The following is a 25,863-nucleotide window of genomic DNA, read 5'->3' as shown; positions in this document are numbered from 1 at the left end:
GACTCGAAATCGGAGGAGGGCGGCGGGTATGGTGGGAGCGATTCCAGGTGAACCGTTCCCCTCCGGATCGCCGTCGGTCAGTTCTCGGCCGATTCGCGCCCCTCGCGCTCGTCGGCCGGATCGTCGGCGGTGAGTCCGTCGCCGGGCTCCCGCTCGAGGGCCGGCGGCGCGTCGTGGTGCTCGGAGTAGCCGTCGAACCAGCGGGCGATCCGCTCGAGGCGGTCGACGACGTGGGCGGGTTCGCCCGACCGCGAGAGTTCGTGGCCCTCGCGGGGGTAGCGCACGAGGCGTGAGTCGACCCGGTGTTTCTTCAGGCCGACGTAGAACAGTTCGGCGGTGTTGGCGGGCGTCCGGTAGTCCCGGTCGGAGTGGAGGACGAGCGTGGGGGTGTCGACCTCGGGGACGAGCGAGACGGGCGAACGCTCCCGGAGGAAGTCGGGGTCGTCCCAGGGGGTGACGCCGAAGTCGTACTCGACGAGTTTGAGCGCTTCGTCGGTCGAGCCGTAGAAGCCCGTGAGGTCGTAGACGCCGCGCTGGGCGACCGCGGCGCGGAAGCGGTCGGTGCGGCCGACGGTCCAGGCGGTCATGAACCCCCCGAAGCTGCCGCCGGTGACGAACAGCTGATCGGAATCGACGTAGTCGCGCTCGCAGACCCGGTCCACGCCAGCGAGGACGTCCGACAGGGTGACGTCGCCCCAGTCGCGCTCGATGGCCATCTCGTGGTCCTCGCCGTAGCCCGTCGAGCCCCGCGGGTTGCACCAGAAGACGACGTACCCCCGCGCGGCGAGCGTCTGGAACTCGTGCCACATCGTCCCCGCCGTCGTCCAGTGGGCGTGGGGCCCGCCGTGGATCTCGACGATCAGCGGGTAGGTTTGGGACGGGTCGAAGTCGGGCGGCGTGAGGAGCCAGCCCTGGATCTCGGGCTTCGCGCCGTCGCTTCCCCATTCGTCGTCTCCCTCCCCTTCCCCCTCCCCGTCTCCGTCTTCGTCAGCGTCGATCGGAGCGCCACCCTCGAACCGCAGTTCCTCGGGTTCGGAGACCGCCCGATCGATCAGGTACTCGTCGTTGACGCGGGTGAGCCGGTGGGTTTCGTTCCCGCCGCGGGTGGTCACGAAGATGTCGCCGGGGTGGTCCCACTCGCTCTGGACGACAGCGACGGCGTTCTCGCCGACGTCGAAGCCCTCGACGGTGACGTCGTCGCCGTAGACCCGCGTCGGTTTCGGGGATCCGCTTCCGTCTCCGTTCCCGTCCTCGTCCCCGTTCCCGTTCCAGTCACCGTCCCCAGCGGGAACCGACCAGAGCACCTTCGAGCCCCCGTCCGGCGTCGTGAAGTACAGCACCTCGCCGGCCGGGTCCCACGCGAACCCGCCGTCGTAGGCGAGCGTTCGATCCAGCGACTCCGTCGGGGTCCACTCCCGGCCCGTTTCGGCGTCGTGGACGCGAACCTCGGTCTGGCGCATCGTCAGCTTCTCCTCGGGCGTGTACGGGAAGGCGACCAGGTTCTTCCGGGTTCCGGCCATCGAGTCGAGCCAGCCCGTCGTCTGCGTGAGCACCTCGGCGTCGCCCGGCGGGGTCGCACTCGAGTCGTCCCCGTCCGGGTCGCTCGAGTCGTCCTCCTCTGGACCACTCGAGTCGCCGACGTCGATCGCCACCGTCACATCGCAGAGATGGTGCGCGTAAACGTCGTACGTCACCGAGTCGTCGGGCACTTCGCCCGACTTGGCGGCGTAGAAGACCGTCTCGTCGTCCCCCCAGGTCGGCGCGACGTGGTCCGCGTCCCCCTCCGTGAGTCTGAGCAGGGCGTCGCCGAGTTCCTTGCTCCCCGCGCGCTCGAGGGCCGCCTCGACGTCGAGGACGTAGACGTGGCTCCGCCGGTCGTCGAAGTACTCGGTCCCTGAACGGTAGACCATCCGGTCGATCACGCGAGGGTCGGGCGTTTCGGGTTCGTAATCGGGGTCGACTGCGAGGTCGCGACCTTCCTCGCGATCCGTGGCGGTAACCGACTGGGTGAAGACGATTCGGGACCCGTCGGGGCTCCACTCGAGGTTCGAAACGCCGCCGACGACCCCCGTCACCCGCCTCGCCTCACCCCCGTCGGTCGGGAGTATCCAGAGTTGCGGCCGATCGCCCTCGCCGCGGGTGCTGACGAACGCGAGGCGATCGCCCGAGGGACTCCAGCGCGGTTCGCCGTCGACGCCGTCGGCGGCGGTGAACTGCCGCGGCGGATCGCCGCCGAGGGGAACGACGTACACGGTCGCCTCGTCGGACTCGTCGTCGGCGGCGACCGCCCTGACGAACGCGACGCGCTCGCCGTCGGGGGAAAGCCGCGGCTCGCTCACTCGAACGATATCGTGATAGTCAGCTGCGCCAACTGTTCGCATACCTCGCGATGAGGACGGCGCCGGTGATAAACGTGGGCGCCGGTCGAGCGGGCACCGACCACCGCTGACCGGTACGACCGCCGATCACTCGAGGTCGACCCGACCGCTCGTCGCGCTCCGCAGTCGGTCCCGAAGCGCCTCCGCCTCCGCGATCGGAACGCGGACGTCGAAGGAGACGTCGGCCCCGTAATCGGCGTCGAAGGCGTACCCCTCGCTCTCGAGAACGCTCCGAACGGTCCCCGAGTCGTCGTACTCGACGGTGATCGAGAGCCGTTCGTGGGGGCGCTCCTCGATCACGCCTGCCTCGTCGACGGCGTCTTTCACCGCACGCGAGTAGGCGCGGACGAGGCCGCCGACGCCGAGGTTCGTCCCGCCGTAGTAGCGGGTGACGACGACGGCGACGTTCTCGAGGTCGCGCTGGGTCAGGACGTTCAGCGCGGGTTTGCCGGCCGATCCCGAGGGTTCGCCGTCGTCGCTCGAGTACTCCCGCAGGAACTCGCCCGTCGGATCGGCGCGCACGCGGTAGGCGGGGACGTTGTGGGTCGCGTCGGCGTACTCCTCGCGGACCGCCTCGACGAACGCCTCCGCCGCCTCGACGGAGTCGACGGGACGGACGCGCCCGACGAACTCCGACCCCTGGACGACGAATCGCGCCGCGGCGGGTTCCGCGACCGTCCTGTACGGCCCGCGGCCGCGTTCGGTCCCGGGACCGGTTCCGTCGCTCACGGCCGCTCACCTCGCGCTCGCGGAGGCGCCGCGTTCGGTCCCGACGCCGCGAATTTCGGCCCGCCCATGGCCGGCCGTACGGCGGGTGCCGAAAAGAGCGCGTCGGTCTCGGCGGCGTAGCGGTCGCCAGCGGACTCCAGCGGCTCTCGCGAGCCCGTTCTCGCCACCGACCGTCGCGCGACCGCTCGTCGATAGTATCCCATTAGCCTATTTCCATCGATGACCAATGAGAGTACACGCCATGTCACCCGACGCCGATACCGACGACCTCGAGACGGAGACGGTCGATCCGACGTTCGCCGAGGAGGTCATCAGCGCCTGCCGAACGACGGTCGGCGACGAGTTGCGAAGCATCACCTACTTCGACGACGAGGAGGAGGTCGAGCAACTCTACCTCCGGTCGGACCTCGAGCGGACCGCCGACCTGATCGGTTTCGCCGACCACGAGCGCCTCGGCTTTCACTCGCAGTCGGCTTACCGGAACACCCAACTGGGCGAGTACCAGGCCACGATCCGAATGTTCGAAAACGGGTTCCTCAACCGGGTTATCCGCGGTGGTCGCGGCATCTGGGTCACCACCGACGACATGTCGATCGATCGGTTCGAGGAACTGACGAGCGCACTGAAGGCCGTCATCGACGAGTTCAACGAGTCGGAGGCCGCGGCGGAAGCGGACGACGACGAGAGCGAGCGAGAGGAGTGAGACGGGGACGGAGACAGAGACGGCGACGACGCCGGACCCACCTCGAGCGACGGCGATGGAACGTCGACGTCCCTCGAGCGAGGGCGGTCAGAATCGACGAGAGCGAACGCTCCCCCTCGGCCGAGACTGACGCCCGCGTCACTGCAGTTCGATCTTCCTGACGAACTCGAGGTCGCGGATCTCGGTGATCGTCTCGCCTGGTAGCTCCTGGTCGGTGATCAGGTAGAGTCGGGGCTCGTCGGTGAACTCCGGGTCCTCGCTGATCGTCTGGCGGATCGAGATCCCGTGGTCGGCGAGCGTGCCGGTCACGCCCGCGACGATCCCCTCGCGCTCGGCGTCGTCGGGCGTGATCGTCAGCACCGTCAGGTCGAGCACCGGCGCGAGGTCCATCAGGCTCGGCACCTGCGAGATGTTCTGGAAGATCCGGCGCAGCTCCGGATCCTCGAGGATCACGTTCGTCGTCGAGTCGACGACGCGCCGGTCGACGTCGATCTCGCGGGCGATCCCCGTGTTCGGGATCTCGATGCCCCCGGACACCACCCGCCCCTCGTCGTTGACCGAGAAGCCCCGCTCTAAGAGCAGGCGGATGACCGCCTGCTGGCTCGGCGACCCCTCGAACTTCTCCATGATCTCGTCGAACATTCGTTGCGACTCGTTGGACCGCCGGGATATAATGTTCGGCGGTCGACGCCGGCCGTCTGACGGACGCTTTTTGACGGTTCGCCTCGACCGTCAGTGCATGCGCGCACTCCAAGCCTGTGACTTCTGCGGCGCCGACGCCGTCGGCGCGTTCGAAGTCGTCCCGCCCGAACTCGAGCCGACCGAAGCCGAACAGCGACGCGTCGTCCTCTGCGGCGCGTGTCGGTCGACCCTGGAGGACCTCCTCGAGCCCCTGATCGCCCGGGCCAGCGCCGGGTCCGGTGCGGGCGACGACCGTCGGAAAGTAGCGCCCGACTCCGACCGGGACGACGGCGGCAGGGTCGTCGCCTCCGCCGACGAGACGACCGCGAAGCGCCAGCCCAGTGCGAGTCCGAACGCGACCGTCTCCGACGCGGGGTCTGACGACCGGCGGCGAGGGCGTGACCGGTCTGAACCCCGCGATAGCCTGCTCGAGGACGGGATAACGCTCGAACAAACCTCGAACGACGCCGAACCGGACGCGACCGACGACGGCGCGGAGTCTGAACCGGAACGTCCGGCCAGCGAGGACGCGGAGTCGGGAGCGGACCGCGCGGCTGGCGGTGGTGCAGCGTCGAAAAGCGAAACTGCGGCCGACGACGGTGCGAGGTCGGACGCCGAGGACGCGCCCGCCCCGCCGCGGGGCTACGGCAAGGTGATGCGCCTCCTGCGAAACCGCGAGTTCCCGGTGGACCGCGGCGCCGTCGAGACCCTCGCCGCGAGCGCCTACGACCTCGAGAGTCACGAGGTGGAGGCGATCCTCGAGCACGCGCTCGAGCGCGGCGAACTGGCCGCCGACGGTTCGAAACTCCGTCGTCCCTGAGAACCAGCCGTCGGCCGCGATCGGTCCCGTTCTACAGCGTCCCCTTCGTGCTCGGCGTCCCCTCGCGTCGGTCGTCGATCCGCGTCGCGTCGTCGAGCGACCGGGCCAGCGCCTTGAACAGCGCCTCGACCTCGTGGTGGGCGTTCGTCCCCTCGACCTCGAGGTGGAGGGTGAGGCCGGCGTTCATCGCCAGCGACTCGGCGAAGTGCCTGGCCATGTCGCTGGTGAATCCGCCGATTCGATCCTGGGAGAACGTCCCGTCGAAGTAAAAGCGCGGTCGACCGCTAACGTCGACGACCGTGCCGGCGACGGCCTCGTCGAGGGGGACCCGCCGGTCGGCGTACCGAACGATGCCCGCCCGGTCGCCCAGCGCCTCGTCGAACGCCTCGCCGAGGACGATGCCGACGTCCTCGACCGCGTGGTGGTCGTCGACCTCGAGGTCGCCGTCGCAGTCGACCTCGAGGTCGAAGAGTCCGTGTCGCGCGAACGACGTCAGCATGTGGTCGAAGAAGCCGATTCCGGTGTCGACCTCGGCGGTCCCGGCCCCGTCGATCGAGAGCGTCAGGTCGATCGACGTCTCGGCCGTCTCGCGCGTCACGGTCGCCGTTCGCTCGCTCATGGCCGGGAGATGTCGCCGCCGGTACAAGGCGGTTGCGCTCGCCTCCTCGAGTGGAACCGACGGTTCGGATGCGGACGGGGGCGACGGACGGGGGTGATCGACGGGCGGGGCCGAAATCAACGATACCGCTCCAGATCCGGTTTTGAAACGTCTAATACGATCTGAGGACCTCGTAAAACGTCGAGATCGCACCCAGAGTCGGGTGAAACGGATCGAAACGACGCCAATATTCGGGCCATTATATGATACGGGAGGTGAATGTCAGGAACAGCCCGAGGTGCCCCGGTCCACATGTCTCGCCACTCCCCGCTTCCGAACGAATCGATCGCCCCGTCGGCCTCCGAGGCGGAGCAACGCCACGAGAGCCAGGCGCGGTTCCACCGCGCGCTCCGCACGCTGAAACCCACCGCCCAGTTCCTCTCGTTCTGGGTCGCGGTCGCGCTCCCGTTCGTCCACGTCCCGCTGCTCGCGCAGGGACTCGGCGAACCGGGCGTCGCGCTCCCGTTCTTCGCCCTCCTCGCGATCAACGTCGCGGCCCTCTACCTCGGCCACGGCTACAAGCAGTCCTGAGTCGTCGCCCGGCCGTTCTCTCCCCGCCCACCGACCGTTCCCCGACCCCGGCTTTCCGGGTCCCCGGGTGGCTCCGTTCGCGCCCCCGATCGCAACGTCGCTTCGTGCAGCGAGCGCCGCCGCCCGCTCGACGAACCGACGATCACGTTTCCGAACGGGTTTTGTCCCGTCCCGTCGGAGTGGGACCAACGTAATGGCGATTCGCGTCGACTGGCGCTCGAGTTGTAGCCTCACGGGGACCGTGATCAAGTGGCTCTCGGTGCCGCTTTCGGCGCCGCTCGCCCTCGACGTGCTCGACGGTGCCGATCCGATCCCGTTCGCCGTCGCCATCGTGGCGACGGTCGTCCTGGGTGGCGCCCTCGAGCTGTTGAGCGACGATCGAGACATCGGACAGCGGGGCGCGTTCCTGATGGTCGCGCTGACGTGGTTCGGCGTCGCGGCCGTGGGCGCGATCCCCTTTTTCCTCGCCGGCCTCGAGGCGGGGCCGGTCTCGGCGTTCTACAACCCGGTCGATGCCCTCTTCGAGAGCATGAGCGGGGTGACGACCACGGGGGCGACCGTCATGACCGCGTGGGACTTCGAGAACCAGTCGCGGGGAATCCTGCTCTGGCGGCAGCTCCTCCAGTGGCTCGGCGGCCTCGGAATCCTGGTCATCGCCATCGGGTTGCTCTCTCAGCTGATGGTCGGCGGCGCTCAGCTGATGGAGACCGAAACCCAGACGCGGAACGTCCACAAGCTCCGCCCGCACATGGACGAGACCGCTCGGCTCATCTGGTGGCTGTACGTCGGCCTCACCGCGATCGCCGTCGCCGCCCTCTACGGCCTCCACCTCGTCGGGCTGGCGCCGAACATGGGCCTCTACGACGCCGTCTCCCACGCCCTCACGAGCGTCTCCACCGCAGGATTCTCGCCCGAGGCCGAGAGCGTCGGCGCGTTCACCCCGATCGTCCAGTGGACGCTGATCCCGATCATGGCCGTCGGGGCGACGAACTTCGTCCTCATCTACTACCTCACGCTGGGGGACCTCCGGGCCCCGCTCGAGTCCGAGGAGTTCCGCTTCTACGTGGGCGTCCTCGGATTTTTCGCCGCCGTCGTCACCGCGATGATCGCCCTCGATTCGGACCTCGCGTTGGGGATCGAGCCGACGATCCGCCACGCGCTGTTCAACGTGGTCTCGATCGTGACCACGACGGGCTACGCGTCGATGGATTACAACGCGTGGTCGGCCGGCGCGAAGCACATGCTCTTCCTGGGGATGTTCGTCGGCGGAATGGCGGGGTCGACCACCTGCTCGATCAAGACCCTGCGCTGGCTGGTGGTCCTCAAGGGCTTCCAGCGCAGCCTCTTCGTCGCGGTCCACCCCGACGCGATCCGGCCGCTGCGGCTCGGCGACGACGTGGTCGACGAGGACGCGATCAACGACATCTTCGCCTACGTGCTGCTCGCCATCGTCATCTTCTTCCTGCTGACGGTGTTCGTCGTCGTCGACTCCGCCAGGGCAGACGCCGGCATCACCGAATTCGAAGCACTCGGTGCCGCAGCCTCGATCTTCCTGAACATCGGCCCGGCGTTCGGCGTCGCCGGCCCGTTCGACAACTACGCCGCGTTCCCGGTCACGACTCGAGCCGTGATGGTGATCATGATGTGGATCGGTCGGATCGAGATCGTCCCCGTGCTGGTGTTGCTGACGCCGGCGTACTGGAAGTCGTGAGCGGGTTCCGATCGGAGAACCGCGAATGGACGGCCGAAGCGCGCTCAAGGGACGAGCAGCGTTAACGAGTTCCAGTGAACATGTGTCCGCTTTAAATCGGGTGAGATAATCGACCGTCGATCGGCCGAGATCGCGTCCGTCACTCGCCGCCGACCGCCGCCCGCGCCTCCTCGAACGACCGAACGATTGATGTTTCATGCATGCATACGTACATGCATGGGGACGACGACGATCAGCCTCAGCGACGAGGCGTACGAGCGGCTCAAGCGACGCAAGCGGGACGGGGAGAGCTTCAGCGACACCGTGTTGCGGCTCACCGACCGCGGGGATCCCCTCGAGTCCGCCGGCGCGTTCGACGAATTCGCCGAGTACGATCGGCGCGAATTCCGCGACGAATTCGAACGGGGGTTCGAAGCGCGTCGGCGGCGGCTGTTCGAAACGGACGAGGCGTGACCGAGGATGTACGTTCTCGATTCCGATTGCTTCATCGACTACCTGGCGGGATCGCGCGAGTATCACAGGGACGCCGTCTCGTTCATCGAGGAACACCGAAACGATTCGCTCGGTGCACCGACGCCCGTCCTCTACGAACTCGCGCGTCACGAAGCGCGCACCGAGTACGGACCGACGGTCGACGAACTGTTGGGCGCCCTCGAGTGGGCGGAACCGCTACCGCTGACGGTCGACGCGATTCGTGACGCGGCGTTCATCGACGCCGAGTTGCTGGATCGCGGCGACCGAATTCCGCAGTTCGACGTGTTAGTCGCGGGAATCGCTCGATCGGTGACGGGGACGCTCGTCACGAGAGACGACCACTACGCCCGAATCGAGGGGCTCGACGTTCGACCGTACGCGACCGATCGATAACGGATCTCGCTCGAGCGGAGCCGGACGGCGAGATCAGTCGTTGCCGACCGCCGCCTGCGCCTCCTCGAGCGTGAAGTTCCCCTCGTACAGCGCGCTGCCGACGACCACCGCCGCAGCGCCCGCCTCCTCGAGCGTCCGGACGTCATCGAGCGTAGCCACCCCTCCGCTGGCGACGATCGGGATCGAGGTCGCCTCGACGAGGTCGCGGACGGGATCGGGGTCGACGCCCTCGAGTCGGCCCTCGACGTCGACGTTCGTGAAGAGGATGGCGGCGGCGCCGAGGTCCTCGTAGCGCTCGGCGGCCTCGGCGGGCGAGACGCCCGCGCCTTCGGTCCAGCCCTCGACGACCACCTCGCCCTCCTTCGCGTCGAGGCTCACGACGACGCTCTCGGGATGCTCCTCGCTGATCTCGCCCACGATCTCGGGGGTCTCGACCGCCGCCGTCCCGAGGATGACGCGGTCGACGCCCCGTTCGAGGAGGTCGATCGCGTCGTCGGCGGTCCGGATGCCGCCGCCAAGTTGCGTCGGAACGGAAACGGCGTCGACGACGGCGTCGATCGCCTCGGCGTTGCGCCGCTCGCCCTCGAACGCGCCGTCGAGATCGACGAGGTGGAGCGAGCGCGCGCCGGCGTCGATCCACCGCTCGGCCGCCTCGACGGGCTCGCCGTAGCGTTTCTCGGTGCCGCGTTCGCCCTGGACGAGCTGGACGACCTCGCCGTCCTGGACGTCGACGGCGGGGACGACCTCGAACTCGGGAAATACGCTCGTGGCGCTCATGCCGGGACGCAGGCTGGACGGACGCGTAAAGCCACCGACTCGCGATCGAGGTGGGCGCTCGAGGTCGACGGTGCGAACGAGGTGGGCGCTCGAGGTCGAAGACGCGAACGAGGTCGGCGCTGGGAAGTCAGAACCGATCGGGGTCGTCCGCGCAGGAGGCTCGAAGGACGCGACGAACCTCGATCGTCGCGTGACCGTTCGACTCCCGTAGAGAACGGTTACGGGGCTCGTCGTGGAGGGTTCGTCCAGAAGCGCATGGCGGTCCGGAGCATCGCCCCCGACGCCGCGTTCGTCCTCGCCCGCCTCCCGCTAGCGCAGGAACCGATCGCCGGGCCCGAACCGACGGTCGACGTTCTCGTCGTCCTCGGCGTCGTCGGCCTCGCGATCACGCTCTTTCTCACCGAGCGGCTCCCGATCGACGTCACCGCGATCCTGCTGATCGTCGTTCTGGTGGTGCTCGAGCCGTGGACCGGCGTCGATCCCGCGACCGGCATCTCGGGGTTCGCCAACGAGGCGACGATCACGGTGCTCGCGATGCTCATCCTGAGCGGCGGGGTCAGCCGAACCGGGGTCCTCCAGGAGGTGGGCCGACGGATGGCCGAGTTCGCGGGCTCGAGCGTCAGGAAGCAGGTGTTCGCCACGGTCGCGGCGACGGCGCCGGTGTCGGGCTTTCTGAACAACACGCCCGTCGTCGCGCTGCTGGTTCCCGTGGTGACGGACGTCGCCAATCGGGGGAACACCTCGCCGTCGAAGCTGCTCATCCCGCTGTCGTACGCCTCGCAGATCGGCGGGATGCTCACGCTGATCGGCACCTCGACGAACATCCTCGCGAGCGACGTGGCCGGACGGCTCTCCGGCCGGTACCCCGAACTCCACCGCTTCTCGATGTTCGAGTTCACGCAACTGGGCGTGCTGGTCACCCTCGCCGGCGGTCTCTACCTCGTCTTCGTCGGCCACCACCTCCTCCCCGAGCGGGTGCCCCCGCGCGCGGACTACCTCGAGGAGTACGCCGTCGGCGACTACGTCGCGGACGTCGCGATCGTCCCCGGCTCGCCGTTCGTCGGCGAACCGGTCGGCGAGGTGACCTCGCGACTCGGCCCCGAGGTCGACGTCGTGCAGGTCGTCCGCGGGGGGAGCCGGGAGATCGCACCCCGGCAGGGGACGACCCTGCGCGAGGGGGACGTGCTCGTCGTGCGGACCGATCGTCGGGCGATCCGGACGCTCGAGGACGCCGAGGGGGTCGAACTGGTCGGCCGGCCCGCGGGCGACGAGGAACTCGAGCCGGGTTCGGGAAGCGGCGAGCGGACGATCACCGAACTGGTCGTCTCGCTCGACTCGCGGCTCGTCGGCGACCGCCTCGACCCCGAGCGGTTCCGCGAGGAGTACGGGGCCGCCGTCCTGGGGATGCGGAGTCACGGCGAACTCGTCGGCCGGCGGATCGTCGGGAAACGCCTGACCGTCGGCGACACGCTCCTCGTCCAGGCGCCGCCGGCGACGCTCGATCGACTCGCCCGCGGCGAGGACGTGATCGTGGCCCACGAACCGGCCCGTCCGGAGTATCGCCGGGAGAAGGCGCCGATCGCGATCGCCATCGTGGTCGGCGTCGTCGCGGTCGCGACCCTCGAGCTGTATCCCATCCTCGTCTCCGCGCTCGCGGGCGTGGTCGCGATGGTCGTCGCGGGCGTCCTCGAGCCCAACGAGCTGTACGACGCCGTCGAGTGGGACATCATCTTCCTGCTCGCGGGGGTCATCCCGCTGGGGATCGCCCTCGAGAACTCCGGCGCGGCGACGTACCTGGCGCGGCTCGTCGTCTCGGGCGCGGGCGGGCTCCCGCCGATCGTCGTCTGCTGGCTGTTTTACATCATCACCGGGCTGATCACGGAGGTGATCAGCAACAACGCGAGCGTCGTGTTGCTGTTGCCGGTCGCCGCCGCTGCCGCGGCCGGAATCGGCGCGAATCCGTTCGCGTTCGTCCTCGCGGTGACGTTCGCCGCGAGCACGGCGTTCCTCGGGCCCGTCGGCTACCAGACGAACCTCTTCGTCTACGGACCCGGCGGCTACCGGTTTTCGGACTACTTCCGGATCGGCGCGCCGCTGCAGGTGCTGCTGTCGGTCGTCACGGTCGGCGGGATCGAGCTCTTCTGGGGGATCTGACCGCTTCGAACTCGGGCGCGTATTCGACGGACGCGCTCGAGGCTCGAGGCGCATCCGAACGCCGACGCGACGATCCGCCGCGCCATCGGATCGCCACCCCGCCGGGAATCGTACTCGAGGGGGAGCCCGCGACGTCACCGGTTTTCGGCGCTTCCCGTCGAGTCACCGTCGACGGACTCGTCGATCAGCTCTTCGACCTGCTCCTCGCGAGGGCGACGGCTGACCCGCTCGTCGACCGTTTCCACCCGCGTCCGAACCTCCTCGAGTTGGTCTCCGACCGTTTCGTCGACGGTCTCTTCGACCGACTCCTGGACGACCCGGGTCATCCAGTCGGGGTCGAACCGGGCCATCTTCCAGACGACGTGAAGGAGGTACGAGGCGAAGACGCCGACGCCGAACGCGATCCCGACGTTGGTGTCGAGCGTCACGATCAACACGACCGAGAGGGCGATCAGGGCTCCGTACAGTAGGTCGACGATGGCGTCGACGCGAACCGGATTCACCATCGCCGATCGCCACCCCCGCCGGACCGCCGCCACGAGATCATCCTACCGCCACCCACGGCATCCGACGTTGAAACGTTTTGGCCGACGGGACGCCGACGGAGCGCCTCGGCGGGCGGAGACGCCCTCCGACGCGTCGCTCACGGTCGAGTGATCGACGGCGGTTCCCGCGGGTCGGAGGCTGGAGCGAGTACGGGGAACTGGCGGGTGACCCAGACGTCAGATGCCGAAGATCGGCACGAACCGGAACGTGAGGAAGGCGCCGATCGTCGCGAGGACGGGGACGAAGTTCTGGATGACGATGACGCGGGCGGTCGTCGACGGGTCGAACAAGTCCGACGCCTTCGGGATGTCCTCGACGCTCTCCTCGCCGATGGCGGGCGCGCGCTCGCCCTCGTGTTCGGCCGTCAGCGCGCCGATGGAGACGGTCGTCTCCTCCCTGCCGCGAACGGCGTCGGAAACCGTCGTCGTCCGCGTCGCCCGGCCCCAGCCGAGGCCGATGATGCTCATCGTCGCGACGACCACCAGCTGGACGGGAATGCCGATCGCCGAGAGGGCGGTGACGATCGTCGCCGAGACGGTCATGACGACGACCGCCGCGGTCAGCGGCAGGTTCGTGATGTCGTTACCCATCGTCTCGAGCGTCCGCCGGCCGATCGTGAACGCGCCGACGGCGACGGCGATGCAGGCGACGATCACGCCGGGACCCATCTCGAGGGCGCCGCTGCCGACGAGGGGGGCGATCGCGTTTGCCACGTTCGAGGCGCCGCCGCTGAAGGCGACGTAACAGCCGATGGCGACGACGATCAGCGATCCGACGACCTCCCGGCGGTCGGTGCCCTCGACGGCGCGTACGCGCGGGACGGCGCCGGAGCGGTCGACCTCCCAGAGGTGGGTCTCCCGCCGGGAGATGGCGACCCACTCGTTGATCGTCGGGTAGAAGTACCGGCCGATGACGCCGCTGACCCAGAAGGCGACGATCGGCGCGACGATCCACCACGAGACGATCTCGCCCATCGTCGCCCAGTCGAGCGTTCCCGAGGCCATCCCCAGTCCGGCGATCGAGCCGACCGCGGTCATCGAGGTCGAGGCGGGGACGCCGAAGAGGTTCCCGGCGAACAGCGCCAGTCCGATGAAGAACATGACGACGATTCCCGTCTCGAGCGTGAGAACGTCGCCGGGAACGAGTCCCTCCCCGAGGGTGTCGACGACGGCCGGGCCGATGAACCAGCCGCCGACGAAGAAGAAAAATGCCATCAGGACCGCCGCGCCGGCCTTCGAGAGGACGCGGGCGCCGACGGCCGGACCGAACGAGACCCCCGTCGTCGCTCCGCCGATGTTGTAGCCGACGAAGACGGCGACGATGATTCCGACGGCTAACAGCGTCTCTATCACAGTCAGTCTATCGGACCGGTAGCCTAAAAGTCATACTACACGGATCGGCTCCCGTCGCGGTGGATCGGGTCCGCGTCGGTTCGGACCGGATCCCGGATCCGCGCCGGCGGTCGCGACGCCCCAGCGCGGACGCCCCGGAGTTTCGAACCGAAATCCCATTTTTTCCGTTTTACGGGCGAATTTTCGCCCGAGATGCGACGAATGACGGGTGTATACTATACTAATTATTCGATCTTGATTGAAAGACAATTTAGGTCTGAACAGCAAGCTATACCAGTACGGGTCTCGAAGCAACGGGTGATGCCCACGGTAGAATACCTCAACTACGAAGTGCTAGACGACCAGGGATGGGACATGGACGACGACGACCTCTTCGACAAGGCGGCCGACGCCGGCCTCGACGGGGAGGATTACGGCACGCTCGACGTCGCCGAGGGCGAGTACATCCTCGAGGCCGCCGAGGCCCAGGGCTACGACTGGCCGTTCTCCTGTCGCGCCGGCGCGTGCGCGAACTGCGCGGCCATCGTCTTCGAGGGCGAGATCGAGATGGACATGCAGCAGATCCTCAGCGACGAGGAAGTCGAGGAGAAGAACGTCCGACTGACCTGCATCGGCTCGGCGGAGACCGACGAGGTCAAGATCGTGTACAACGCGAAGCACCTCGACTACCTGCAGAACCGCGTCATCTAGCCACCAGCGTAGCACGTACGTTAAACAAATTTTTTAAATTATTTAGCTCGTTAGAGGAATTTGTATAAATATGAGGGAACAGGCCCTCTATCCAGGATCTACGATAACCGCCGAAACTGCGGTCAGATTACAATCTGAAAAACGCCCTAAAGCACTCGTATTTGCCCTTCTTGTCCAATTACTTTCATACGTTTCAGCAAGCAGTGAGCGCTGGCTGGCCTCCCCCTCCAGAAGAAGTGAAAGCGGTCAATCCACATCGAGACTAAGACTGAGTAACTGTTACTGGTATGTGAAGTACTGGGGCTGAGTCCCTTTCACACGTATTCGAGGCGGAAGCCCACGACTTCAGTCGTGGGTCGATGACGATGAAGTCCGCCGTTTCGGACTGCTACGAGTCCGTGAGTTGATCGAGTTCGAGATCTCGATCAACAAATTGCTCCATACAGTCCGTAGCACCTTCGACCGAATAGAATTTTCGATTTCAGAAATTACGATTTCCAACGATACGATTTCCAGTCATGAGAGAGAAGAACTTAAAGATGAGACTCACTGCATGACCAAGATCAGTATCAAGATTCGCAGAGCCAGTAGCTCAAAAAAGTGGCCCAAGGGAGAATATATTTCTCTCACCTCTAGGCCTTGTTTAGACGCTCTGAAACGGTCGGTAGAGGGCTTCTATCCCGAATGGACGTTCTGGCAGGGTCGAAAAATGAGGGTGAAGAGGAGCTAAAATCGGGGACAAATTGACGTCAGTAGCTGAATGGACACTTGAGTCGAGCGAATCACCTCAACACGTTCCCGATCAGAAGCACCGGAAGCGCGTTAGAACCCCTGTGAACTCTGAAATTTGGCGTCTAAACAAGGCCCACCTCTATTCAACTGATGCCCGACGACGCGCCAGCAGACGTGAACGAGCGGGTGGAAGCCGAGTGGGTTGAGGAGACGACTCCCTTCGAGCGCGTTCGTGCTACCTTGGCTACGCACGTCGTCGAGATACAGCAGACAATTCGAGCGTACCGAGAGGAGTTCGACGCTGATTCGCCCGAAGATGCGGCACTAGCTGAATACATTGCAACAAGGACGGATACCCCCACGCACTTAGCTTCGAATTATCACTCCCAAGCTACTCGCCGGTCGTCGGTAGTCGAAGCCAGAGGAGCAGAAGCCAGGACTGTGAGCCGAATTCAGGCGTCCGGCCAGCGCTCGATGTATACCTGTTCGTCGGTATAGAAGTAGATCATGTCCTTGCCTTGTGCATGCAGGTCGCCAAAGAACGAGTCCTTCCAGCCGCCGAAGTGGAAGAAGGCCATCGGCGCCGCGGTGCCCGCGTTGACACCAAGGTTGCCGACGTCGGCGTTGTGGCGGACCTTACGAGCGTCAGCGCCGCTGCTGGTAAAGAGGCTGGCGGCGTTACCGAAGTCGCTGCGGTTGAGCACATCGATCGCCTCGTCGACGTCTCCGACGGGCAGGAGCCCTATTACAGGGCCGAAGATCTCCTCACGGGCGATCGTCATCTCAGGGTCGACGTTGCCGAACACGGTCGGGCCGAGGAAGTTACCGTCCTCGTAGCCCTCGACTTCGACGTCCCGGCCGTCAAGCAGCAGTTCTGCGCCCTCGTCGATCCCGGTCGCGATCATGTCACGGACCCGGGCCTCATGTTCGGGCGTGATGAGTGCGCCAATGTCGGTGTCCGTGTCGAGGCCATAGCCGATGGTCTGAGCCTCGGCCTCCTCGAGAAGCAGGTCGACGAACTCCTCATAGACACCCTCCTCAACGACCACCACGTCGTTCGCGAGACACCGCTCGCCACCGCAGGCGCAGGCAGAGGAGATCGTCTTCCGTGCAGCGAACTCGAGATTCGCCGTCTCCGTGACGATGATGTGGTTCTTCGCGCCACCCTGGGCCTGGACGCGCTTTCCGTTCGCCGCGGCGCGCTCATAGATAATTCGCGCGACGGGTGTGGAGCCAACGAACGAGACGCCCTCGATTCCGTCGTGATCGAGCAGGGAGTTGACGGTATCGACGCCACCGTTCACCAACTGGACGACGCCATCAGGGAACCCGGCCTCGTCGATCAGTTCGAACATGCGCTGGGCGACGACCGGATCCTGCTCGCTGGGTTTCAGGATAAAGGCGTTCCCGGTTGCGACTGCGTACGGCAGGAACCACAGCGGAATCATCGCCGGGAAGTTGAACGCGGTGATCGCGGTGAACACGCCCAGCGGCTTTCGGACCGCGGTCTCGTCGATGTCGGGCGCTGCGTTGGGCAAGTGGCCGGCCTGCATCATCGAGGGGATGCCGCAGGCCACCTCAACGTTCTCGATGCCCCGGCGGAGTTCGCCCTTCGCCTCCGCGACCGTCTTGCCGTGCTCCTGGACGAGGATCTCAGCGAGTTCGTCCTGGTGGGCTTCCAGCAGCTGCTTGAGTTCGAACAGCGGTTGGATGCGTTCCTCGACGGGGCGCTGGCTCCACTCCTCGAACGCTTCCTGCCCCGCCTGCACGGCGGCATCGACGTCATCCTCACTGCTGAACCCGACATATGAGATTGCCTCGCCGGTCGCTGGGTTGATGACGTCCTCTCCGTCGTCCGACGGTGCGCGCCAACCGCCGTTGATGTAGTTCTGTACGTCGTCCCACGGTGGGGTGGTGTCGAGTACCATTGGACACATGAAACTGTGTCTCTTGGCCAATAAGCCTTTCCAACGTTTTCCTACGTCAGAGACAAAACGAGGGATAGAATGGATTGAGGTATTCAGGTAGCCAAACAGCGTACTAGAAAATCCGCTCTAAGGCAAAGATTAATCAATGCTAAGCCAATAGATGACACACACGGATGTCAGAACAGGAACTCTCGACCGGTGCAGGGTTGAACGAAATCGAACAGATGGACAAGGAGTACGTGTTCGGGACATGGTCGTACCAAAAGGAGGTCAGTCCGACCGAGGTCGTCGACGCTGACGGCGTACGGTTCACCACTGCCGACGGCGACGAATACATCGACTTCTCCAGCCAGCTCATGTGCTCGAACCTCGGTCACTCGGCCAACGAGGTTGCCGACGCGGTCACCGAGCAACTCCGCAGGGCCGCCTATGTTGCGCCGAGCTATACGACCGAGAATCGCGCGAGGCTCGGCAAAAAACTCGCGGAGGTAACGCCCGGCAGTCTCTCGAAGACGTTCTTCTCGACCAGTGGCACTGAAGCAGTCGAGGCCGCGATCAAGATCGCGCGCTTCTACACCGGGAAGCAGAAGATCATCTCCCGGTACCGGTCGTACCACGGTGCAACCTACGGGTCGATCAGCGTCACCGGTGACCCGCGGCGGCTCAAGGCCGAGCCCGGTATCCCGGGAACGATTAAGGCGCCCGACCCCTACGCCTACGGCTCGACGCTCGATCCGATGGAGAGCGTCGAGTATATCGATGAGATGCTCGAACTCGAGGGTGACACGGTCGCGGCGGTACTGGTCGAACCGATTGTCGGTTCAAATGGAATCCTCGTACCGCCCGAGGAGTACCTTCCCCGACTGAAGGAGATCACCCACAACCACGATGCCTTGCTGATCTGCGATGAAGTCATGTCCGGCTTCGGCCGCACCGGCGAGTGGTTCGGCTGCGATGTATTCGATGTCGAGCCCGATATCATGACGATGGCCAAGGGGTTGACCGGCGCGTACCAGCCGCTTGGCGCGACGACCGTCACCTCCGAGATCGCCGAATATTTTGAAGAGAACATGCTCTGTCATGGCCATACATACGCTGGCCACCCGGCCGCGGTCGCAGCAGGGCTCGCAGCAATCGAGACCTACGAGGAGGAGAACCTCATCGAGCGCGCCAGCGAAGTCGGCGAGTATCTCGGCAAGCGGATCAACGACCTCGTCGAGAAGCATCCGAGCGTCGGCGAGGCCCGTGGCGTCGGCCTGTTCCATGGGATCGAGCTGACGAAACACCCTGAGAAGCGCGTCCCATTCGGCGAGCGCGAGGACAAGATTAGCACCGGATCGACCGTTGTCGATGAAGTGTCCGCGACCGCCGCCGAGCATGGCGCCTACGTCGCCAATATGATCAACACGCTGATCATCGCACCACCATTGACGATCACCGAAGAGGAAATCGACGAGGCGATTACGGCAATCGATGCCGGCCTCGAAATCTCCGACGCGGCCATGGAGCACTGAGCGCGGTGTTAAACTGATCTCCCTCGAGCCGGGGCACCACTTCCCTGCGGAACTGCGAAACGAGGATTCTTCATTATGCACTGCAACAGAGACATATGAACGACATACCTCACACGGCGCCGAACCTCGATGAATCGGATTTGGCTATCCTTGAACAGGTTGAAGCAGACTTCGACGTCAGCCTTGAGACGCTGGCCAAGGAACTGGACATCTCGAAGTCTGCAGTCCACTACCGGCTGAATAAGCTCAAGGACAACGGCGTGATCCAAAGCGTGACCGCCGATGTCGATCCGCTCGCGTTCGGCTTAGAGATGGTCGCGATCACCGATATTTCGGTGACTCACGAGAGTGGCTACTCCGAGGATATCGGCGGAGAACTGAACAAGCTGAAAGGCGTCGAACAAGTCTACTACACGATGGGCGACATCGACTTCGTCGTCATTAGCCGTGTGCAGTCACGCGACCAACTGAACGACCTCATCGACCGAATCGTAGCGATTGATGGCGTTAACGAGACATCCTCGAAGTTCGTGATGCAGGAGTTCGAGAACGACCGGTCCGTGGTGGCGAATCTCACCAAGAAAGCCCGCGAAGGCGTGCTCGACCCCACAAACGACTAGCGGGTACCCACTCCCATTCTCCGGCCTACCGGCTGGCCGAACGACGGCACTTGCGCAGTTCGTTTCGGTCGCCGAGAGACCAACTGGAGACCAGTAAGCAGAGCACACTTCCAAGCGCGAAGATCAGTGTGCTGAACGACGACGCCCACCCGAACAAGTCTACTAACACCTTAATTATCACTGACTGGCCAAGGCAAAAATGGGGGATGCAGTCCGCATGCGGCCGAACTCGGCGCCATCTTCATCCTCAAAGAAGTGGGCTATGCTCCGTCCAACTCCTAACGCGTCGGCCAAGGGACACGCGCACCCAGCCGTCGAGCCTATCTCTTGGCTGGAAATCTTAAGAGACTAAGGTGTCTATAGCTGTAGCTTGTCAGATTAATCAATATACACTCGATGAAAATCCCCACGAACACCGTCGACGATGTACGTCAGAAATGTTCCTGACGCAGTTTGACACTCCACAAGGTGGAATGGGCGGTAGACACGCTGATCCTCGATAACGGTCAGCTCGGGCGGTGAGCCAACGCGGAGTTCTTTGCGTGCAAGCTCGAGTATATAGTGCCGGGCGGTTTGCTTTGGATCCTCGATTTCCGGAGCTGGCGGGACGAGCGCGTCTTCAGTGACAGTCCGTTCGGTGAGAGTTGGCTGCTGGTCAATGAACATCTCCTTATCATTACAGAGATCGATGCCACAGTAGACCCGTTCCTCGAACTCGTCGATCAGTGCCTTGGCACGCAGATGGAAGCCGAAAACACGGTATGGATAGTAGACGTACCCATCCGCGGTGGCCTGGATCATCTCCTCATCCGTCTCAAGTAGTATTTGCTCGGCGTCGGCTGCCAGGACCGTCGGGTCGAATACAGCGACCGTCTGCTGGGTATGAGCTGTGGACATACTGTTTAAGGTTAGTCGTCAGCGGGGTGACCAGAGGCCACTGATTGGGTAGACGCCTGCGGAACAGTTTCGTTGACGGCGAGATGCTCACCGATGGCACGCGCTTCAGGTGCAAGTGAGCGGGCAGATTTCCGGACGGTACCCGATGGCGCAGTACCAGATGTGCGCGCACGTCGGACGATCGAGATGGAGTCACCGGCCGGCGGTTTCGTAATCAGTGACACAACAACAACCAGGACAGCCGAGACGATCAAGCCCGCAAAGAACGGATGGACTGCAGTCGTGTCCTGAAGATTCTGGGAGGTCCAAACAATGTTCGTCGCAGACCCGCCAATCATACCAGCGAGTGCGCCTTGCCAGTTCGCACGGTCCCAGTAGACACCAGCGACGTTTGGAACAAGGAATGCCGTTCCGAGCCCCCCAAACGCGAATACGACGAGATCAAAGATTCCTGGGGGTTCAATGGCGGCGATGACTACCCCGAGGATCCCAATCCCCAGAACGAGTAGGCGCGACCACACGAACATCTGGTCGTCAGTCAGGTCATCGCTCCCGAACCGTTGGACAATATCACGGGAGAGAATCGAGCCAGCCATAATAAGCAGCGAGTCGGCGGTGCTCATAACAGCAGCCATGAGGGCCGCAAGGACGATGGCGGCGAGAATGCTGGGGAGGAGTGATGTTGCGAGCTGCGGAATCGCCATTTCGGGGTCACTGATGTTTGGTAACAAGACGATCGCGAGCAGCCCGAGGATATATGGCTGGTACACGAAAAACGTATTATAGAATACGTTCCAGACAGTGGCCATTTTCGCCGTATCAGGATCCTCCATACTGAGATGTCGAACAACGGCATGTGGGAGGCCCATGTATCCGATCGCATAGATCAGAAGGGCACCGGCCACAACTCCCCAATCACCAGCGTTTTCGAGGCCTTTGCCCCACATTGAGAGGTATGTTGGGTCTTCGGCCGTGAGTTCACTAATCAGAGCGCCGATACCGCCGACTTCAATGATGCCAGCAACGAGGATAATGTTGATCCCGACAGCCATCACAATTGCCTGGAAGGCATCAGTCCAGGCAACAGCGAGATAGCCGCCGACGAATGTATAGAGGACAATGATGCCGGCCCCAATTATTAACCCATAGAGGTACGGAAGACCACTAACCGACTCGATTGCCTTCCCGGCAGCTATGAATTGGGCGAACACATACGCGGCCAGGAAGATAATCGAGATGGTCGCCCCCGCAATTCGAATACTCGGGTGGGGATAGCGATCCTCAAGCCATTCAATGGGTGTGAGCGAGCCAAGGGCTTCGGTGACTCTCCGGAGGTTTCGCCCGAGAATAGAGAGGTTGACGAGACCACCGCCGAAGTCACCAGCAGCGTACCACAGCGCCCAGAGGCCTTGTTGATAGGCGAGCGCTGGACCACCCATGAACATAAAGCCACTCATGGAGGTCGACTGCAACGTTAACGCAGTTACTCCACTGCCAATCGTTCTCCCTCCTAAGAGGTAATCACTCAGATCGTCTAATCTGTTGCTCGCGATATACCCGATTACGAGCAGGCAAAGCAAGTACACGACAAACGGTATCACGAGCATCCAATTCGTCATGCAGTCTCAACCTCCCTGGAATCTCCACGAGCTTTTTTGTCGTTTTGATTCATCCGATACAAACTGATCAATGCGACGGCCCACCAGAAGGGAATCCATCCAAAGAGGATGATGATGGTGCTGAGGTCGAGTGCTCCAATACTCATTCCCCCATCACCCCCTGGACTGTTTCCAAGTTTACTTGGCTTACTGTTGATAGCGTCGTCAGTTTGCACGGTTCTTTCATATATTTTCCCGTGATCTGTGATGGCATGGCATATAGAATAAATCTTACGACTAGATAGTGATTTTTCACTGACCAGTGATGCGGTGCTCTCGTAGAGCGTGTTTCAGCGACTCCAGAGCAATGAGGGATGAAAATACGAGTACACCTTTCCGAAAGACGTGGTCTGGTGGTTAATCTCGCATACTGCACGGCTGTGGATTTTCTCGGCGACAAGAAACAGAATGCGAGACAAGTGTCGAGGAACTCGTGGCGTTCTTCAGCATTGTCGAATAGTATCGGATAGCTCTTGATTGGCTGAAAGACACGGAGGAGTCCGAGAGAAAAGTGAACTACCCCACCCTACTCACTCACGGCTGACACCGTTCGCTCCTTGAGGGTGGGGCTTCCTGTTTCAACGACGCACTTTGCATCCACGACGGTGGACGAGCCACCAGTCGCGGACGTAGGGAGTGCAGTCTCCGCAGGCGTGACTTCGGCGTGTCCCACGCCTAACTCCTGAAGACCACGTTGTAGCACGTTGTACGCGGCGTTCTCGTCACGGTCAGTCTCGAACCCACACGTTGGACAGAAATGTTCGCGTACCCACAGTTCTTTTTCAACCTCAACCCCGCACTCGGCACACTCTTGCGTCGTGCCCTCAGGTTCGACTTTCACGAAGTGCGTGCCCTCGCGCTCGCATTTGTATTCGAGGAAGTCGATGAACGTCCGCCATGACGCCGACGCCCGGTTCCGACTGTTCGACGGCAGTTGCATCATCCCGTGAACGTCGAGGTTTTCCACGGCCACAAGGTCATACTCCCGAGCGTAGTAGTTCGAGAGTTTGTGCAGGAAGTCGCAGCGTTTCCGTACAATACGAGCGTGGATACGGGCCACGCGGCGGCGTTGCTCGTGCCAGTTTTGCGACCCCTTCTCCTTGCGACTCAACGCTCGTTGCTCGCGTTCGAGCCGCTCGTACTCGGCGTCGAGGTCGAGACTACCGACCATCGTGCTGTCGGTGTCGTGAGCGTACTTGATGATGCCCACGTCGATACCAACCATATCCTCACGGTCAACCTCGTCTAACGCGGGTTTTTCGGGCGCGTCGCCTTCGGTTTCGATACCGAAGATGGCGTACCAATCCCCCGTTTTCTCTTGCTTGACCGTGACCTGTTTGACTCGGGCGTCGTCGGGGATGTCGCGGTGGAGGTGTATCGGCACCTCATCTATCTTGGAAAGAGAAAGCACGGTCTGGTCACTCGTGTTCTTGAGTTCGAAACCAGACTGGTTGTAGGTGAGGCTCCGATACTCCTGCGGCGACTTCCACTTGAGCATCCCGACTTTGCGCCCGTTGTCTTTCTGGTCTTTGAGGCGGTCGAGATTGTCGCTGACGCGCCGAGCGACCATCTGCAACACTTTCGAGTACACATCGTTCAACTCGCCCCACCAATCTTTCAGGTCGGGAAGCATATTCTGCATCGCCGTGTACGACAGGTACTCGTCGGTGTTGCGAAGTTCGTACAGGTAGTGGTTGTAGAGTTGCCTACAGGTATCTATGTGCCGTTCTAACTCGGCTTCGACGGCTTCGTCAGGCTCGATTCGATACCTGCAGTTGTAGTTCATCGTGTTACTCGTCTTGGTTGTCGGGGTCGGTGACGCGGATGACTTTCACGTCTGCGCCGCGCCAGTCTTTGGGGACGGTAACGTGGGCACTCCCGCCGAACTCCTTCGCTTCCCGGTCGATGATTTCTTCGCCTTCCAGTTCGAACGTGCCCATACACGACTATATATTGGGTATATATTTATGCGTTTCGGTGGAGGGTGACAATGGCTTACGGCTGTATCCCCGCCCTACTGCGCTACTCACTCGCTCCGCTCGTTGCGTTGCTCCTTGAGGACGGGGACTTAGCCTGCACAGGTTAAACTGAACTTCGGTTATGGAGCTCGAGGCGGAATTCGCGGCACTGTCTAGGTTCGGAATTCTGATGGAGAACGGTGTTTCAGCGGTTGTTACTCCTGCAGTGCTGAGATGCGTGACGGTCGCTCTTTGCGAGAGATGTACTGGAGCAGTTGAAGCGTTGCTTCTCGTAGCACAGAGGCTCTTTCTGTCACATTCTCGTTTATGGTTTCACGGTTAATCTTGCAACGTTATCGGCTCCTCACCATGCGGTTTCCCGTATCTAGACAGTGCCGAATTTACTATCCTCAAAGAGGAACTCACTCAATTGGTGAGCTAGTGAGAGCAACGAGTTCTGCCTGGGTTAGCTCACATTCCGCCGGAGGCGGAGTCAGTGGGATGAACTAACCCTTCGTTGCTGATAGAATGATCGGTGGGACCAGGGACGTGGACTCCACATGAGATAAGGTCGACCACCGTCACTTCACCGTACCCCCGTCGGCCGCCAGTTCGAGTGCCGCGTTCGCGAGAACGGTCGCCGCCTCATAACAGTCGTCCCAACTCGTGTACTCGTCAGGGGAGTGGCTTTTGCCTCCCTCGCTTGGGGCGAACACCATCCCAGTGTTACACACCGACGCGAGGTGGGTCGCGTCATGGCCTGCGCCACTGACCATTTCGAGGTACTCACAGTCGCGGGTCTCCGCTGCTTTGCGGACCGAATCGACGGCTTGGTCCGGGAAGGTGACGGCCGGTGCGCGCATGCGTTCTTCGGTATCGAAGTCAACTCCTTCGCGCTTGGCGGCGTGTTCGGCCTCCGCGAGAACCCGGCGGTACGCTTCCTCAACGATCGCGTCGTCGGGGTCGCGGAACCCCCAAGTCACCGTCGCCTTCTCTGGGATGATGTTGATGGAGTTCGGTTCAGCATCGACGTAGCCGACCGTCCCGACCGTCCGCTCCCCGAGCATGCCTGGGATTCGCCGAACCGCCGTTATCAAGTCAGCGGCAGCCACGAGCGCATCGCGGCGGTGGTGCATCGGCGTCGGCCCAGAATGGTCGGCCTCACCGCGGAACGTAACCGAGCCCCACGTAAACCCGACAATGCCGGTGACGATACCGATGTCGGCGCCGGCCTCCGCAAGCACCGGCCCTTGTTCGACATGAAGTTCGAGGTATGCCTCATAGTCGGTGGTCGGTTCAGCGGGTACGTCCCCGCGGTAGCCGATGTCGTCGAGCGCCTCACCGAGCATGACCCCGTCGTCGTCTGTCTTCGCATACTCCTGCTCGAGATCGTGGGCACCGGCCCAGACCCCGCTGCCTTGCATCGCAGGCTGGAAGCGTGACCCCTCCTCGTTGGTCCAGTTGACGATCTCGACCGGCCTTGCTGTCTCGATCTCCTCGTCGTTCAATGTGCGCACTAACTCCAGGGCCGCGACCACGCCGAGCGCCCCGTCGTAGATGCCGCCGTTCGGCTGAGAGTCGAGGTGCGAACCCACTAACAGGGGCGCAGCGTCGGAATCAATCCCCTCCCGCCGGCCGAAGATGTTGCCGAACTCGTCGATGCGGACCGAGAGGCCGGCCGTCTTCAGTTGGTCGACGAACCAGTCCCGTATTTCACGGTCGGCCTCGCTGAGTGCGAGGCGGTGGAGACCGCCGCCCTCGGTAGCGCCGTACTCTGCCTGCTCTTTCATCGTCGTGATGAGGCGCTCGCGATCAAGCCTGATCGTCATATCGATCTCCTTGGGGGTCTGTTTTGAAAGGCGTTCCACGAGTGGTGAGTAGACTTTGTTCGCCGGTCGCGTTTCTGCGAGGGATGTTTAACTCTGGCAATGTGTTCGTGATCGTCCATTTGCTGTTAGT

At 63.3% G+C, this 25,863-nt stretch carries 25 protein-coding genes; 11 read left to right on the top strand and 14 right to left on the bottom strand.

Going from position 1 to position 25,863, the window contains the following annotated elements; translation table 11 throughout:
• Positions 1 to 77 precede the first annotated feature (77 nt).
• Both RJT68_RS00710 and RJT68_RS00705 read right to left on the bottom strand, forming a co-directional pair.
• The gene (locus RJT68_RS00710) at positions 78 to 2,381 is read right to left on the bottom strand and encodes a S9 family peptidase (RefSeq protein WP_407038470.1); all 2,304 of its coding nucleotides are present in this window, start codon (positions 2,379 to 2,381) and stop codon (positions 78 to 80) included.
• 84 nt (positions 2,382 to 2,465) lie between these two features.
• The gene (locus RJT68_RS00705; protein ID WP_407038469.1) at positions 2,466 to 3,107 is read right to left on the bottom strand and encodes an IMPACT family protein; all 642 of its coding nucleotides are present in this window, start codon (positions 3,105 to 3,107) and stop codon (positions 2,466 to 2,468) included.
• A gap of 241 nt (positions 3,108 to 3,348) precedes the next feature.
• On the opposite strand from RJT68_RS00705, the gene RJT68_RS00700 reads away from it, so the two are divergent.
• Positions 3,349 to 3,810 (top strand): DUF7522 family protein, encoded by a 462-nt coding sequence (locus RJT68_RS00700; RefSeq protein ID WP_407038468.1) that lies wholly within the window; start codon positions 3,349 to 3,351, stop codon positions 3,808 to 3,810.
• A 138-nt stretch (positions 3,811 to 3,948) separates the two neighbouring features.
• On the opposite strand, the gene RJT68_RS00695 is transcribed toward RJT68_RS00700, so the two are convergent.
• The gene (locus RJT68_RS00695; protein ID WP_407038467.1) at positions 3,949 to 4,452 is read right to left on the bottom strand and encodes an amino acid-binding protein; all 504 of its coding nucleotides are present in this window, start codon (positions 4,450 to 4,452) and stop codon (positions 3,949 to 3,951) included.
• A gap of 97 nt (positions 4,453 to 4,549) precedes the next feature.
• On the opposite strand from RJT68_RS00695, the gene RJT68_RS00690 reads away from it, so the two are divergent.
• Positions 4,550 to 5,311 (top strand): hypothetical protein, encoded by a 762-nt coding sequence (locus RJT68_RS00690; RefSeq protein WP_407038466.1) that lies wholly within the window; start codon positions 4,550 to 4,552, stop codon positions 5,309 to 5,311.
• A gap of 31 nt (positions 5,312 to 5,342) precedes the next feature.
• On the opposite strand, the gene hisB is transcribed toward RJT68_RS00690, so the two are convergent.
• Positions 5,343 to 5,930: an imidazoleglycerol-phosphate dehydratase HisB gene (gene hisB, locus RJT68_RS00685; protein ID WP_407038465.1), complete on the bottom strand. Its 588-nt coding sequence runs from the start codon at positions 5,928 to 5,930 to the stop codon at positions 5,343 to 5,345.
• A gap of 291 nt (positions 5,931 to 6,221) precedes the next feature.
• Here hisB and RJT68_RS00680 point away from each other — a divergent pair, with 291 nt between their 5' ends.
• The 4 genes from RJT68_RS00680 (at position 6,222) to RJT68_RS00665 (ending at position 9,078) form a co-directional block, all read left to right on the top strand.
• Positions 6,222 to 6,500 (top strand): hypothetical protein, encoded by a 279-nt coding sequence (locus tag RJT68_RS00680; protein ID WP_407038464.1) that lies wholly within the window; start codon positions 6,222 to 6,224, stop codon positions 6,498 to 6,500.
• A gap of 193 nt (positions 6,501 to 6,693) precedes the next feature.
• Entirely contained in the window at positions 6,694 to 8,211 is a 1,518-nt protein-coding gene (locus RJT68_RS00675) for a TrkH family potassium uptake protein (RefSeq protein ID WP_407038463.1), read from the top strand.
• A gap of 216 nt (positions 8,212 to 8,427) precedes the next feature.
• The gene (locus RJT68_RS00670) at positions 8,428 to 8,664 is read left to right on the top strand and encodes an antitoxin VapB family protein (protein ID WP_407038462.1); all 237 of its coding nucleotides are present in this window, start codon (positions 8,428 to 8,430) and stop codon (positions 8,662 to 8,664) included.
• Positions 8,665 to 8,670: 6 nt separating this feature from the next.
• Positions 8,671 to 9,078, top strand: coding sequence for a PIN domain-containing protein (locus RJT68_RS00665; protein ID WP_407038461.1), 408 nt, complete (start codon positions 8,671 to 8,673; stop codon positions 9,076 to 9,078).
• Positions 9,079 to 9,111: 33 nt separating this feature from the next.
• Here RJT68_RS00665 and hisA read toward each other — a convergent pair whose 3' ends face one another.
• Positions 9,112 to 9,855 carry a 1-(5-phosphoribosyl)-5-[(5-phosphoribosylamino)methylideneamino]imidazole-4-carboxamide isomerase gene (gene hisA, locus RJT68_RS00660; RefSeq protein WP_407038460.1) on the bottom strand — a complete coding sequence of 248 codons (744 nt, stop codon included), beginning with the start codon at positions 9,853 to 9,855 and terminating at the stop codon, positions 9,112 to 9,114.
• A gap of 255 nt (positions 9,856 to 10,110) precedes the next feature.
• Here hisA and RJT68_RS00655 point away from each other — a divergent pair, with 255 nt between their 5' ends.
• The gene (locus tag RJT68_RS00655; protein WP_407038459.1) at positions 10,111 to 12,009 is read left to right on the top strand and encodes an SLC13 family permease; all 1,899 of its coding nucleotides are present in this window, start codon (positions 10,111 to 10,113) and stop codon (positions 12,007 to 12,009) included.
• A 134-nt stretch (positions 12,010 to 12,143) separates the two neighbouring features.
• On the opposite strand, the gene RJT68_RS00650 is transcribed toward RJT68_RS00655, so the two are convergent.
• The gene (locus RJT68_RS00650) at positions 12,144 to 12,515 is read right to left on the bottom strand and encodes a hypothetical protein (protein ID WP_407038458.1); all 372 of its coding nucleotides are present in this window, start codon (positions 12,513 to 12,515) and stop codon (positions 12,144 to 12,146) included.
• A 216-nt stretch (positions 12,516 to 12,731) separates the two neighbouring features.
• The gene (locus tag RJT68_RS00645; RefSeq protein WP_407038457.1) at positions 12,732 to 13,907 is read right to left on the bottom strand and encodes an inorganic phosphate transporter; all 1,176 of its coding nucleotides are present in this window, start codon (positions 13,905 to 13,907) and stop codon (positions 12,732 to 12,734) included.
• 300 nt (positions 13,908 to 14,207) lie between these two features.
• Between RJT68_RS00645 and fer the strand changes: the two genes are divergently transcribed.
• Positions 14,208 to 14,597 (top strand): ferredoxin Fer, encoded by a 390-nt coding sequence (gene fer, locus RJT68_RS00640; protein WP_407038456.1) that lies wholly within the window; start codon positions 14,208 to 14,210, stop codon positions 14,595 to 14,597.
• A gap of 882 nt (positions 14,598 to 15,479) precedes the next feature.
• The gene (locus tag RJT68_RS00635) at positions 15,480 to 15,827 is read left to right on the top strand and encodes a hypothetical protein (RefSeq protein WP_407038455.1); all 348 of its coding nucleotides are present in this window, start codon (positions 15,480 to 15,482) and stop codon (positions 15,825 to 15,827) included.
• On the opposite strand, the gene RJT68_RS00630 is transcribed toward RJT68_RS00635, so the two are convergent.
• Positions 15,782 to 17,257: a CoA-acylating methylmalonate-semialdehyde dehydrogenase gene (locus tag RJT68_RS00630; RefSeq protein ID WP_407038454.1), complete on the bottom strand. Its 1,476-nt coding sequence runs from the start codon at positions 17,255 to 17,257 to the stop codon at positions 15,782 to 15,784. The genes RJT68_RS00635 and RJT68_RS00630 overlap by 46 nt on opposite strands.
• 173 nt (positions 17,258 to 17,430) lie before the next feature.
• On the opposite strand from RJT68_RS00630, the gene RJT68_RS00625 reads away from it, so the two are divergent.
• Together RJT68_RS00625 and RJT68_RS00620 are read left to right on the top strand one after the other, a co-directional pair.
• Positions 17,431 to 18,771 carry an aminotransferase family protein gene (locus tag RJT68_RS00625; RefSeq protein ID WP_407038453.1) on the top strand — a complete coding sequence of 447 codons (1,341 nt, stop codon included), beginning with the start codon at positions 17,431 to 17,433 and terminating at the stop codon, positions 18,769 to 18,771.
• Between the two features lie 95 nt (positions 18,772 to 18,866).
• On the top strand, positions 18,867 to 19,391 hold the full coding sequence (locus tag RJT68_RS00620; RefSeq protein ID WP_407038452.1) for an Lrp/AsnC family transcriptional regulator: 525 nt from the start codon (positions 18,867 to 18,869) through the stop codon (positions 19,389 to 19,391).
• Between the two features lie 378 nt (positions 19,392 to 19,769).
• On the opposite strand, the gene RJT68_RS00615 is transcribed toward RJT68_RS00620, so the two are convergent.
• From RJT68_RS00615 to RJT68_RS00590, 6 genes are all read right to left on the bottom strand, one after another.
• Complete coding sequence (locus RJT68_RS00615; RefSeq protein ID WP_407038451.1) at positions 19,770 to 20,288, bottom strand: hypothetical protein; 519 nt, start codon at positions 20,286 to 20,288, stop codon at positions 19,770 to 19,772.
• Positions 20,289 to 20,299: 11 nt separating this feature from the next.
• Positions 20,300 to 21,907 carry a sodium/proline symporter gene (locus RJT68_RS00610; RefSeq protein ID WP_407038450.1) on the bottom strand — a complete coding sequence of 536 codons (1,608 nt, stop codon included), beginning with the start codon at positions 21,905 to 21,907 and terminating at the stop codon, positions 20,300 to 20,302.
• The gene (locus tag RJT68_RS00605) at positions 21,904 to 22,122 is read right to left on the bottom strand and encodes a hypothetical protein (protein ID WP_407038449.1); all 219 of its coding nucleotides are present in this window, start codon (positions 22,120 to 22,122) and stop codon (positions 21,904 to 21,906) included. The genes RJT68_RS00610 and RJT68_RS00605 overlap by 4 nt, the downstream gene beginning before the upstream one ends.
• Positions 22,123 to 22,472: 350 nt before the next feature.
• Complete coding sequence (locus tag RJT68_RS00600; RefSeq protein WP_407038448.1) at positions 22,473 to 23,732, bottom strand: RNA-guided endonuclease InsQ/TnpB family protein; 1,260 nt, start codon at positions 23,730 to 23,732, stop codon at positions 22,473 to 22,475.
• A gap of 4 nt (positions 23,733 to 23,736) precedes the next feature.
• Positions 23,737 to 23,886, bottom strand: a complete 150-nt coding sequence (locus RJT68_RS00595; protein ID WP_407038447.1) for a DUF2080 family transposase-associated protein — start codon at positions 23,884 to 23,886, stop codon at positions 23,737 to 23,739.
• A gap of 599 nt (positions 23,887 to 24,485) precedes the next feature.
• The gene (locus tag RJT68_RS00590; protein ID WP_407038446.1) at positions 24,486 to 25,733 is read right to left on the bottom strand and encodes a Zn-dependent hydrolase; all 1,248 of its coding nucleotides are present in this window, start codon (positions 25,731 to 25,733) and stop codon (positions 24,486 to 24,488) included.
• Between the last annotated feature and the right edge of the window lie 130 nt (positions 25,734 to 25,863).

The organism is Halovalidus salilacus, assembly GCF_031852275.1.
Lineage (GTDB): Archaea > Halobacteriota > Halobacteria > Halobacteriales > Natrialbaceae > Halovalidus > Halovalidus salilacus.
The sequence above is the reverse complement of the archived record's forward strand: the minus strand, read 5'-3'. Positions and strand labels throughout refer to the sequence as shown.